This is a genomic window from Cellvibrio sp. OA-2007 (genome assembly GCF_000953825.1).
In the GTDB taxonomy this organism is placed as follows: Bacteria; Pseudomonadota; Gammaproteobacteria; order Pseudomonadales; family Cellvibrionaceae; genus Cellvibrio.
The window spans coordinates 93,447-105,414 of the sequence record NZ_BBUL01000088.1; the positions used below are offsets into that span (position 1 = coordinate 93,447).

Consider the following 11,968-nt stretch of genomic DNA (forward strand, 5'->3'; position numbering starts at 1 on the left):
CAACAATTCCATCACATAACTGTCACGCAGCCGTCATAACCTTGCAGCATCGCCCATCGCAAAGTTGTGACTACTATGCTCAATATCGAACAGTCCATCAGCACCAAATTCCCCGGCTTTACCCAGCAGTCGCCGATAGTGCGCAACTCCACGCTGAGTATTTTGCGCAAGCTGACCCACGAAAAAGAAATCAATGCCTTTTTGCGCGAGCATGAGGGCAACCGCGGAATCGATTTTATCGACCGGATTTTTGAATATTTCAATTTTAGTTACAGCATCTCCCAGCGCGAACGCAACAATATTCCCGCGCAAGGGCGCGTCATCATTATCGCCAATCACCCCATTGGTTCGCTCGATGGTTTAGCCCTACTGCGTTTGGTCAGCGAAGTGCGTAAAGACGTAAAAATTATCGCCAACGATATGCTCATGGCGTTTGAGCCGCTGCACGATCTGCTGCTACCGCTGGATAATATGACCCGCGCCGCTTACAAACAGAGTTACAAAAATATTTTGCAGGCGCTCAATAACGAAGAGGCGATTATTATTTTCCCGGCGGGTGAAGTATCCCGCGCGAGCCCCACAGGGATTAAAGATGGAAAATGGCAAGCGGGCTTTTTGCACTTTGCACGCAAAACCAAATCCCCTCTGCTGCCTATTTTTGTCTCTGCAAAAAATTCCATGCTGTTCTACAGCGCGTCGATGATTTTTAAACCCCTGGCGACTGCCCTGCTCGCCCACGAAATGTTTAACAAGCGCTCGGCAGAAATAAAATTCCGCGTGGGTGAAGTGATTCCCCACCACGCACTGGAATCTGATCAGCTCGCCGACAAAGCTTTAATCAAACGCCTGAAAAAACACGTTTACAAAATCGGCAAAGGTATTTCCTCTAAGAAAAAAAGCGCGCCGGTATTTGTCACCGAAAAAACCATCGCCCACCCGGAAGATCGCGCCGCGCTGAAAAAAGAATTCAAAACCGCACAATTAATTGGCAGCACCCGCGACAACCACAAAATATTCCTGTGCGATTACGATCAACACCCCGTAGTGTTGCGCGAAATTGGCCGCTTGCGCGAGCAGACGTTTCGCCTGGTGGGCGAAGGTACCGGCAGCAGACGCGATCTGGACAAGTACGATCACTACTATCGCCACCTGGTATTGTGGGATGAAGAAAAACTCTGTATAGCAGGCGCCTATCGCTTGGGTGAAGCGCACAAGTTGATGAAGAAAAAGGGCGCAAAATCACTCTATACCGCTGAACTGTTTGAATTTAATCCTTCGCTTACGCCCTACCTTGAACAAGGTTTGGAATTAGGCCGCAGTTTTGTGCACCCGGATTACTGGGGCAAAGCCAGTTTGGATTATTTATGGCAGGGCTTGGGGGCATATTTATCGCACCACCCACAAGTACGTTTTGTGTTTGGCCCGGTAAGCATGAGTGCGCACTATCCAAAAGCATTGCGCGATTTGCTGGTGTTTTATTACGAACGCTACTACTCAGTAAAAAATGCCAACGATGAAAATCTCGCCGAAGGCAATCACCCTCACGAGATTGAAGAAGATGTGTTGATCGATTTGCAACATCGCTTTGCAAAATTAAACAGTGAAGAAGGGTTTGAATTGCTGCAAGAAGAATTCAAAAAGCACGACTGTAAAATTCCCGTGTTGTTTAAACAGTACGCCAGCCTCTACGAAGAAGGCGGCTACCATTTGCTCGCGTTCAGTGTGGACTCGGAATTCGGCAATTGCGTGGATGGTTTATTTATGGGGGATTTAACCTGCATGAAAGCCGCAAAACGCGCGCGCTACTTACCTGTGCAGAATCACTTGGAATCCGCCACTGTGCCAAAATCACTGGGCTGAAACCAATAGCGAAGATCGCTTTCATTGGAAAAATCTGGCAAATAATTATTGGGAATCACCAGCAGGCGCTTGGGCGTAGTACCCCCAAGCGGGAAAGCACCGCGCGTGTGCTCGTGTAGTTTCATGTAGGCGAGCAGCTCACCTTCATCAATCATTTTTTCCAATCCATCCCGCAGCCACTGCGCCAGCTCTTTATTGTCTTTATGCACAAAAAAATAGGCGGCAAATGGGTAGTGCAATATGAGTGGTTTATACACCATGAGTGTTGGGTAACTTGCTGTGCGTTTGGCGATCTCCACCTGCGCCTCATGATAACCGCGCGGAAAATAATCACAGCGACCTGCAGCCACTTGTTTAAATAAACTCTCGTAATTAACACTGGTGACCAACGGCAATTTCGCATCACGAAAAACGCCGGCATCCACCCAATGGGCATCTTGGCAGGCGGCTAAACGGGACAAATCGGCCAGCGTCTTTACCGAATCAAAGTCGGCCAAACTATTTTTGCGAATAATAAATTGTCGATAACCCACCAAGCCTCGCTCAAGCGGAATAGGAACAACCAATAAATCGCGCGCACGCGCTTTGCTCCCTCCCAACCAAAATATATCAATAGTGCGATTAAGCCTTAGCTCATGAATTCTGCGCTCGGTAGACATGAGAATTGTGGGTTTTAATTGTGGTACAACGCGCCCCTTAGCGGCTTTCTGCAAGGCTTTTTCCAACAACCCGGTAAAGTAGGAATATGCGGTATCATCGAGCGAGCGAGGCTGGGGAACACGAATTGACGGCACCTCTTGTGCAGAGCACACAGCCGAGATAAAAACCAATAACACACTACAAATCGGTATAACCCAACACTTCATAAGCAATCACCTGAATTGGCATCAGCCGCCCAGCAGACAAATCCAACCCTATTGTTATTATCAATAAATGTCCAACAATCTATCCTGCTTAAAAAACTGAGCTAAAAAACCTATGGGGCATAGTAGAGTTGCAATCACCCCGAAAGTATAGGTTAATCCGCGTCATTGTCTTGAACCACTGTCCTGAAACTTTGAGCTGCGCTTTTTAATTGCGCCTTCCTCCACAACTATAGAGTTTTCTATGCATATTCATATTCTCGGCATTTGCGGCACCTTTATGGGTAGCCTTGCACAACTCGCCAAAGACCTCGGCCACCGCGTCACCGGTAGCGATGCCAATGTGTATCCGCCTATGAGTACCCAGCTTGAACAAGCGGGCATCGAGTTAATTCAGGGCTTTGACCCAGCGTATTTACAAGCACCACACATGCAAACCCCGCCGGATTTAGTGATCATCGGCAATGCCATGAGTCGCGGTAATCCGAGCGTGGAATATGTGCTCGACCAGGGCATCCCCTATACCTCCGGCCCGCAGTGGCTGCGCGATCATGTCTTGCAAGGCAAATGGGTTTTAGCGGTTGCGGGCACTCACGGCAAAACCACAACCTCGTCGATGCTGGCGTGGATTTTGGAATACGCGGGCATGGAACCCGGCTATTTGATTGGCGGTGTAACTAAAAACTTCCCCACCTCTGCCCGCTTGGGTGGCACGCCATTTTTTGTGGTGGAGGCCGATGAATATGACAGCGCGTTTTTTGATAAGCGTTCCAAATTTGTTCACTACAATGCGCGCACGGTGATTTTAAATAATCTCGAATTTGATCACGCCGATATCTTCCCCGACCTCGCCGCAATCCAAAAACAATTTCATCATTTGGTGCGCACTGTGCCCAACAACGGTGTGTTGATTTCGCCCGTAAATGACAAAGCCCTTGCGGAAGTTATTCAACAAGGCTGCTGGACACCACAGCAACAATTTGCGGTGATTAATACTGAAAACCCGACGCATGAAAACACCGCAGAATGGCAAGCCAAGTTATTATCTGCCGATGGTTCATCATTTGCGGTATTACATAACGGCGTAGAAGTGGCGCAAGTAAATTGGGCACAAACTGGCATTCACAGTGTCAACAATGGCCTGGCAGCGATTATCGCCGCGCGCCATGTTGGCGTAACCCCCGAACACGGCGCAAAAGCGCTGGAGCAATTTGCCGGGGTAAAACGTCGCATGGAATTATTGGCCGATGTACATAGCGTAAAAGTCTACGACGATTTCGCCCACCACCCCACCGCCATCAAAACCACCCTCGCTGGTTTACGCGCAAAAGTCGGCAGCGAAAAAATTATCGCCATCATCGAACCCCGCTCCAACACCATGCGCATGGGCGTGCACAAAAACGCCCTAAACCAAAGCATCACCGATGCAGACGATGTACTCTGGTATCAACCCTCCAACGTCGATTGGGCGATGGACGAAGTTGTCAATAAATCCCCCGTCCCCGCAAAACTCCTGCGCGATTTGGATGAATTGATTCACTGCGCGATTTCATTGAGCGAAACCAATACCCATATAGTGATTATGAGTAATGGCGGATTTGGTGGGGTGCATCAGAGGTTGATTGAGCAACTAAAAAAGCATGCTCTCTAATTAAATTACAACCGTAGGGTGGGTGGAGCGTGAGCGATACCCGCCGACTCATTAAAAATATGGAAATCATATGAAAAAAGAAGACGAAATCACCCTAACTAAAAAATTAGGCTATGGATTGACATACACACTACTCGTGGCCTTCGCAATTCTAGCCATATGCGCTCTATGTTTTATTTTCATAAGCATAACTACCTACTTCGCTCCACCGTTGCAGCCAATGTTTGATCAAGAACGACTAGGGCAACTTGGAGACTTTTTGGGAGGAACATTAAATCCAATATTTGGATTTGCGACTGTATGCCTGCTTTTATGGTCCATTTATATTCAAAAGCGAGAACTAACACTAACAAGAGACGAGCTTGGTAAATCTGCTGATGCTCTAAATAAGCAATTCGATCTCGCAGAAGCTGAGTACAATCGAAAACAAATAGAGTCTCTTTTAAAACAAGCAAAGCTAGAATACGAGCAGACTAAAGAAACTTCTTGCGACCCAATGGAATTACAGTTAATACAGCATGAAAACAAACAAGGAATAACCATACAAGTTTCTTCATTGAAAAACCTAAGCCTTGAAGTTGTAAAGCATAGGAATACAAAAACAACAAACTTAATCGAAAAACAAAATGGGAACATTTCAAATAAGACAAAGCTGCTCTTAAAAAGGAATGCATTGATTATTGAGAGGATACTAATGCTTTATATTGACTTAATCATGCTCACGAAACTGCACTCACTAGAATCATTATTAAAAAAAGATGTAGAACAATTCCTCGAAGAAACATACAAGCTAGGATTAATCGACGAAAAGCAATATGCCGTTTTTCATGATTATCTAAAGTAACTCTCCTATTACTTTAATGAAGCAGATTATGAGCCTCATGGAATTTAACAAGCTTTACCTAAAACCACTTACCGCATTTGCTATTGGGTTGCTACTCATAATCGCAATTGATTTTGCGATACGGCACTTTACGGGAACCCTAAATACCCTTGGCTTGCCAGAAACATTGTGGTTTTCGCTTCAACTATTAACCGGAATTTTTGCCAGCATCCTGTTTTGGAAAAATACAGCACAAAAGTCTATTCCCATCAGACTGGCATATTACATCCCACTACTATTGGCTTTTCTTATTTTTTATACCCTCATCATCTACGTATATGTTATTGAAACAGCAATTGATGGGTTTTAAAGATAGATTTCCACAACATAGGGCGCAGCAAGCAGCGCCCCTACGGGAGTAATGTTATTTGTAGGGGCGCCGCTTGCTGCGCCCTTATTATTTTTCCCTTCAATTAACCGCCATCCCCCTATATCATTAACGCTTCTGCAAAATCTCGGTCAATACCCAAAAACAGAGCCAAAGAGCCTGTCTTATTACTTGTTTTCCATTTTTAGAGAGAGCTTTTGCCATGAAAATTGCATTAATGAACGAATTCAGCCAAGCCGGAAAAAACGCGATTGTGTTGCAGCAACTGCAAGAAGTCGCTGCAGTACAGCAGCACAGCGTATTTAACGTGGGCATGAGCGATGACAATGACCACTATCTGACCTACATCCATTTAGGCGTTATGGCCAGCCTGCTACTCAACTCCAAAGCCGTGGATTTTGTAGTGAGCGGCTGCGGTACTGGTCAAGGGGCGATGATGTCGCTCAACGCGCACCCAGGCGTTTTCTGCGGTTACTGCATTGAACCTACCGACGCCTATCTGTTTGCCCAAGTGAACAACGGCAATGCGCTGGCACTGCCTTTTGCGAAAGGTTTTGGCTGGGGTGCGGAATTAAATATTCGCACCATTTTTGAAAAAGCATTTACCGGCGTGCGCGGCCAAGGCTACCCTGCAGAACGCCGCGAATCGCAAGTGCGCAATGCAGGCATTCTTACCAATGTAAAAATCGCAACGGCAAAAAATTATTTAGATGGATTGCGCGCAATTGATCCAGAAATCGTAAAAACTGCGGTGACTGGCGAACGCTTTCAAGCGTGTTTCTTTGAGCATTGCCAAGACGACAGCATCCGTGCATTTGTTAAAGACGTATTAGGTAAATAAGACCTTCCGTAATGCCGACCAGTAAGCAGTATATATTCACTAAAACGTCATCCCCGCTTGCGGGGATCCATAGGTTTTAAGATCTAAAACTGGACTCCCGCGAGCGGGAGTGACGACGACTGACTTACCGCAACCTTGTCTGGCTTCATGCCCCGTTTCAAAAGGGCTAGGGGGATTTAAAAAAACCAGGGGATTAACTTTTACAGTTATTTGAATAGGAGCGCACAAAATGACTCAATTAAAACCAAGCTCAGTTACGCTCGCTATTACCGGTGCTTCCGGTGCGCAATACGGGCTGCGTTTATTGCAGTGTTTATTAGCAGCGGATTGCAAAGTATTTTTGATGATCTCTAGCGCTGCCGAGGTGGTTATTCGCACTGAAACCGATTTGGATTTGCCGCGCGATTTAGAAGAGCAGCAAGCAATGCTGTGCGAGCTTTACGGCGCAGACGAAGAACAACTGCAATTACTAGCCAAAGACGATTGGTTTGCCGCAGTCGCATCTGGTTCCAGCTCACCTAGCTCGATGGTAATTTGCCCTGCAAGCGGCGGCACGCTGTCTGCCATCGCCCACGGCGCCAGCAATAATTTAATCGAACGTGCTGCCGATGTTGCGTTAAAAGAGCGTCGCAAATTAATTGTTGTGCCGCGCGAAACGCCCTACTCCGAAATCCATTTAGAAAATATGCTCAAACTCACGCAGATGGGCGTAGTGGTATTACCCGCAAGCCCCGGCTTTTATATGCAGCCGCAAACCGTGGAAGAATTAGTTGATTTTATCGTCGCACGCATTTTGGATCAGCTGGGCGTGCCGCAAGATTTAATGCCGCGTTGGGGTGAAGATTAATAAAATATTGATGTAGGTTGGCGGTGAGCTTGCGAACCCCAACATAGCCGCAACAAAACAAGCGTTGGGGTTCGTTCCTCACCACCAACCTACGGAAAACACAAATTAAACACCATGATTAATTTACCAAAAACAGTTCGCATAGTAGAAGTTGGGCCGCGCGATGGTTTGCAAAATGAAAAGCAACCTATTCCAACTGCAGCTAAAATCCAACTAATTGAAAATCTCGTCGATGCCGGATTGACCTACATCGAAGCGGGCAGTTTTGTGAATCCCAAATGGGTGCCACAAATGGCCGATAGCGGCGAAGTATTTTCTGGCATTACTCGCACACCCGGTGTTACCTACGCCGCACTCACACCCAACCTGCAAGGTTATGAACGGGCCATCGCCGTAAATGCCAATGAAGTCGCTATTTTTGCTGCGGCATCGGAAGCGTTTAGCCAAAAAAATATCAACTGCTCTATTAGCGAAAGTATTCAACGTTTTGAAACTTTAATTGACGCCGCCAAAGCGCAACACATTCCGGTGCGCGGTTATATTTCCTGCGTAGTCGGCTGTCCCTATTCCGGTGCGGTAGATGCCAATACCGTAGCCAGTATCGCCAAAGAATTACTCGCTATGGGCTGCTACGAAATTTCACTCGGCGATACTATCGGCGTAGGCACCGCAGGCCATGTTAAAAAACTAATTGAAACTGTCGCACGCGATGTGCCCATTGAAAAAATTGCCGCTCATATGCACGACACCTATGGTCAGGCACTCGCGAATATTTATGCTGCATTGGAAATGGGTGTAAGCGTAATCGATTCATCCGTCGCAGGTTTAGGCGGCTGCCCTTACGCCGCAGGCGCAACCGGCAATGTCGCCACTGAAGATCTAGTCTATTTATTAAATGGTTTGGGTATTGAGCACGGAGTGAATTTAGAAAAATTAATTCACGCGGGCAACACCATTAGCGCCGTTTTAAATAAACCCAGCAATTCAAAAGTCGCAAGGGCGATGAGTAAATAACTATGACCAACGAAATCGAACAAGAAATCAATTTACAAACCGCACAAATCCGCTGGCACGAACTGCAACGTTTTTTCGCCAGCGGCAATGCAATCGCTGTTGATCCCAGTTTGGATTTAACCCACGTAGCCACACAAATCGTCGCCGATAACGCCCATCTAATTAAAGCATGGATGGATACCGGCTTGGTTGATGCAGTAAAAGATACCCAAGCCCAGCAATGGTATGAAGCCGATGCACTTGTGTGGGCGGTAGTGATAAAACCCTGGGTGTTGGTACAGGCTATTACTGAACAGAAAAATTAAATCTGTTTCTTACTCACAAGCCCATAATATCTATAACAACTTTTTTCTTATGATCCCAGAAGGAAACCATCATGAATCTCACCGCTAGCGGCGTTGCATTGCGCTTTTTATTTGCACTCTTATTAGTACTGCTCAGCTATAACCCCAGCGGTTACTCTTATTTTCATTGGGTTTATAACAGTTTTAATCACATCACCCCCTATATCGTCATTGCAGGAATTGTATTAATTATCGGCTGGGGGATTTATGTTAAAGCTACACTGAACTCTCTGGGCATTATAGGCATTATCGTGCTGGCTGCACTTTTTGCATGCCTTGTGTGGCTATTTATTTATTGGGGATTTTTAAGCGTTGACAATATTTCAGCTATGGCCTGGGTGATTGAAGTTTTACTCGCCGCACTGCTCGCAGTAGGCATGTGTTGGTCGCACTTCACCCGCAGGATGAGCGGACAAGTGGATGTTGATGAGATTGAAAATAATTAGCGTGTTTTTTGCTGCGGGATTAACAAGAATTTTATTAATCCCGCATTGCAAATTATCCTAACTTATTGCGCGAGTGAACGATACTCGTTGCGCAACTCACGCCACAATTCAAGCGCAACCACCAGCGCCACGGTAAGCACAAGGCTATAAACCAGCATCACATAAGCAAACGGCACAGTGTTATTCCATGGCCGCGCAATGCCGAGATAACAGGCGTACAACCAGGACACCAAAGAGACTACTGCAGTTATCACCACCAACAATTGCCCCTTACCACTTGCCCCCACAAATCCCTTAGGTGATGCCAACACCGGAAAACTGTAGTAATGCAGGAACAAGCCATTGAGTGTAAGTATGCTCACCACGGCAAATTTGGCCCAAAGTTTTTGATTCATCAAATAACCGGGGACATCGATGTAACCAATTGCAACTATCGCCAGCCCTGATGCCCACAAGATTACCAAAGCAAGTGTTGCCAGATGAGTGTTGCGTTGGAGATTTGCGATAGAGTCTGCATCCATTGGGCGGCCGCGCCATTTGGCCAGTGCAATATCTTGCAGGAGGATGACACCTATAGCGAGGCAAGCAGCAATTAGATGGGTATAGACCAGAAGTGTTTTTAGCATTGTGAGGTTCCTCTATTGTTATTGTTGAACAGAACCATTATTAAACGAAATTCATCGCTCACTTTTGATTTAGCGCAAATACTTCTGCTAAATAATCCAGCAATACCGCAAGTTAGGACACGCAACCGGGCTAGCCAGTCATAGACCAGCCCAGATGGCCTGATTTATTTGATTTTATCGCTGATCTCTATCAGCTTTTTACGCATGGCGTCATCTACTTCATGGGGTTTAATGCGGCTAATAATATTGCGCAGCACCCGAATTTCATTTTGATCAATCACACCATCCTTCTCTGCAATCGCCAATATTTTACCTAGTTCATAGGCGTCCAATTTTCCATCGCTGGAAAAACATTGAATCGATTGAAAAGACATCTCAAGATAATCACGTACTTCGGTCATACACTACTCCTTGGTTTTACTAATAAAAAATCAATCCGGGGCAATTACTAAAAATTGTTTAATCAGATCTTTATTCGGCTGTTGATAAAGCCACGTTTTAAATTCATGCGCTTTAGTAAAACTCTCTTCGCCTAGCAGTTTTTCATAGCGTTCATTAAGGGCCATTTCCTGCCGCTGCTTGCGAATATTGCGTTGCCATGCATCGGTAAATATCTTGGGAAGCTTGCCATGAAGATCCAGAGTTTTAAGCAGCTGCCATTCACCTTTATCCAACCAAGCCTCATCACAAGCGCCGCATAAGTCCAACTTGTGACTAGTGGAAGCACCAATTTGGTATTTGGTCATCAAACGACTGCATTTAGGACAGGAATGCACAGACTCCACTTCTGCTATTTCATCAGCATTGGCGGCAACATCTGCTGTGCTGGTATGGCGATCAGCCCAAAAGCGGTAATTCATTAACGACAACAAGGCGCCCTGACATTGCGGACAAACAGCCGCAATCAAACCCGGCTCCAATTCATCAGGTTCTAGATGTTGCGTTTTGCATTGAGTACATTGCATTAATTTCTCCTTGGTTTTACATTCTTAACGATCAAACTGATTCCACAAACTTTCAAATTCAGCCAAATAGGCGGAGACCAATTTTGATTCATCGGTGACCAAAATATTTTCCTGATTATAATCAGTGGCCGAGCGTGTCCAGTTGAAACTGCCATTGACCAAAATACGTTTATCGACAATGGCAAATTTATGGTGCATATGGTTGTCAGTGTTATCCATACGCACTTCAACACCTTGATCGATTAATTTAAAAATATCGCTGCCCTGATCATGTGCTTTATCATTGTCCGTAATAAGCCGTATTTGTATGCCGCGCTTATGCGCAGCCACAATGGCATCGCTGAGGCGATCATCGGAAATGGTGAATACGCTGATATCGAGAGTGGTACGCGCGGCCACTAATAAATCCAATAGCTGACGGCGACAATCTTCACCGGGACTAAAATGCGCTTCTGTAATAGATGCGGATTGGGTTTGGCGAAAATTGTCGATAACCTTGCTGATTTTTTCCAACCAGAGCAACGAGGCAACTGCATTGTCACCGCCCAATCGCGCTGGCTCGCGGGCCAGCGCAAACGCTTTATTGCGCACGAAAGCAACATCGTCATGCGCAAGCTTGGGTAATATCTCACGCAGTTCCAAGGACTCTGACTGACTGAGTTTAAAATCTTCCAGTGTCGCCAGCAGCCAGTTTTCCAATTCAGGTTGACGCATAGTTGCATCCTTAAAATTTATACTAGTTCCACTTACATTTTATTTTTATACAGTTTTGCCTGAAAAAAAGCACACACTACACCGGCAATAGCACCGAAAAAATGTGATTCAAACGATATACGCGAGTCGTTTGGCAAAACACCGAACAACATACCGCCGTATAAAAACACCACGAGAAGCGCAATGAGGATATTAATAAATTTTCGGTCGTACCAAGCGGTAGCGATGCAGAGGCTCCATAAACCAAAGATCCAGCCACTTGCACCTATGTGCAGTGCACTGCGCGCAAACAGCCACACCAACAGGCCAGTAAGCACAATGATAAAAGCGCTGCTCCACAGATAACGTTTTAGCGAGTGCACAAACAACAAACTGCTAAAAACAATTAAACCGACTAGATTATTGAGCAAGTGACCGAGGTTGCCATGCAAAAAAGGCGCTGCAAAAATACCCCACAAAGAATCCGGTTGCCGTGGATATATACCGTATTGATACAACATTCCATTGGTAGACAGGTTAACAATATGCACCCCAACCATCAGGGCACATATCGCCATCAACCATTTTATCTTTCGTGCGAGCATCA

The 11,968-nt window shown here is 45.8% G+C and carries 15 protein-coding genes; 9 read left to right on the top strand and 6 right to left on the bottom strand.

All coding sequences use genetic code 11. The features are described 5' to 3' along the window. Positions 1 to 75: 75 nt before the first annotated feature. Positions 76 to 1,860, top strand: coding sequence for a lysophospholipid acyltransferase family protein (locus tag AWU77_RS09680; protein ID WP_062062404.1), 1,785 nt, complete (start codon positions 76 to 78; stop codon positions 1,858 to 1,860). On the opposite strand, the gene AWU77_RS09685 is transcribed toward AWU77_RS09680, so the two are convergent. Then, positions 1,821 to 2,726, bottom strand: coding sequence for a transporter substrate-binding domain-containing protein (locus tag AWU77_RS09685; protein ID WP_062062407.1), 906 nt, complete (start codon positions 2,724 to 2,726; stop codon positions 1,821 to 1,823). The genes AWU77_RS09680 and AWU77_RS09685 overlap by 40 nt on opposite strands. 241 nt (positions 2,727 to 2,967) lie before the next feature. Here AWU77_RS09685 and mpl point away from each other — a divergent pair, with 241 nt between their 5' ends. The 8 genes from mpl to AWU77_RS09725 all read left to right on the top strand — a co-directional run bounded on the left by mpl (position 2,968) and on the right by AWU77_RS09725 (position 9,077). Further along, a complete protein-coding gene (gene mpl, locus AWU77_RS09690; RefSeq protein ID WP_062062410.1) occupies positions 2,968 to 4,374 on the top strand; it encodes a UDP-N-acetylmuramate:L-alanyl-gamma-D-glutamyl-meso-diaminopimelate ligase in 1,407 nt (468 codons plus the stop codon). 70 nt (positions 4,375 to 4,444) lie between these two features. Then, positions 4,445 to 5,218 (top strand): hypothetical protein, encoded by a 774-nt coding sequence (locus AWU77_RS09695; protein WP_062062413.1) that lies wholly within the window; start codon positions 4,445 to 4,447, stop codon positions 5,216 to 5,218. Positions 5,219 to 5,246: 28 nt separating this feature from the next. Next, positions 5,247 to 5,567 (top strand): hypothetical protein, encoded by a 321-nt coding sequence (locus tag AWU77_RS09700; protein WP_062062416.1) that lies wholly within the window; start codon positions 5,247 to 5,249, stop codon positions 5,565 to 5,567. A 220-nt stretch (positions 5,568 to 5,787) separates the two neighbouring features. After that, positions 5,788 to 6,426, top strand: a complete 639-nt coding sequence (locus tag AWU77_RS09705; RefSeq protein ID WP_062062419.1) for an RpiB/LacA/LacB family sugar-phosphate isomerase — start codon at positions 5,788 to 5,790, stop codon at positions 6,424 to 6,426. 229 nt (positions 6,427 to 6,655) lie between these two features. Then, positions 6,656 to 7,273 (top strand): flavin prenyltransferase UbiX, encoded by a 618-nt coding sequence (locus AWU77_RS09710; RefSeq protein WP_062062422.1) that lies wholly within the window; start codon positions 6,656 to 6,658, stop codon positions 7,271 to 7,273. A 117-nt stretch (positions 7,274 to 7,390) separates the two neighbouring features. Next, on the top strand, positions 7,391 to 8,287 hold the full coding sequence (locus AWU77_RS09715) for a hydroxymethylglutaryl-CoA lyase (protein WP_062062604.1): 897 nt from the start codon (positions 7,391 to 7,393) through the stop codon (positions 8,285 to 8,287). Between the two features lie 2 nt (positions 8,288 to 8,289). Next, complete coding sequence (locus tag AWU77_RS09720; RefSeq protein ID WP_062062425.1) at positions 8,290 to 8,592, top strand: DUF2288 domain-containing protein; 303 nt, start codon at positions 8,290 to 8,292, stop codon at positions 8,590 to 8,592. Between the two features lie 71 nt (positions 8,593 to 8,663). After that, on the top strand, positions 8,664 to 9,077 hold the full coding sequence (locus AWU77_RS09725) for a DUF6524 family protein (protein WP_062062428.1): 414 nt from the start codon (positions 8,664 to 8,666) through the stop codon (positions 9,075 to 9,077). Between the two features lie 62 nt (positions 9,078 to 9,139). Here the strand turns inward: AWU77_RS09725 and AWU77_RS09730 are convergent, their stop codons facing one another. The 5 genes from AWU77_RS09730 to AWU77_RS09750 form a co-directional block, all read right to left on the bottom strand. Beyond that, positions 9,140 to 9,703 (bottom strand): hypothetical protein, encoded by a 564-nt coding sequence (locus AWU77_RS09730; protein ID WP_062062431.1) that lies wholly within the window; start codon positions 9,701 to 9,703, stop codon positions 9,140 to 9,142. Positions 9,704 to 9,867: 164 nt separating this feature from the next. Then, positions 9,868 to 10,104, bottom strand: coding sequence for a hypothetical protein (locus AWU77_RS09735; protein WP_062062435.1), 237 nt, complete (start codon positions 10,102 to 10,104; stop codon positions 9,868 to 9,870). Between the two features lie 30 nt (positions 10,105 to 10,134). Further along, on the bottom strand, positions 10,135 to 10,668 hold the full coding sequence (locus tag AWU77_RS09740) for a hypothetical protein (protein WP_062062438.1): 534 nt from the start codon (positions 10,666 to 10,668) through the stop codon (positions 10,135 to 10,137). A 24-nt stretch (positions 10,669 to 10,692) separates the two neighbouring features. Next, complete coding sequence (locus AWU77_RS09745; protein WP_062062442.1) at positions 10,693 to 11,382, bottom strand: phospholipase D-like domain-containing protein; 690 nt, start codon at positions 11,380 to 11,382, stop codon at positions 10,693 to 10,695. A 32-nt stretch (positions 11,383 to 11,414) separates the two neighbouring features. Next, entirely contained in the window at positions 11,415 to 11,966 is a 552-nt protein-coding gene (locus AWU77_RS09750) for a rhomboid family intramembrane serine protease (RefSeq protein WP_062062446.1), read from the bottom strand. Positions 11,967 to 11,968 lie beyond the last annotated feature (2 nt).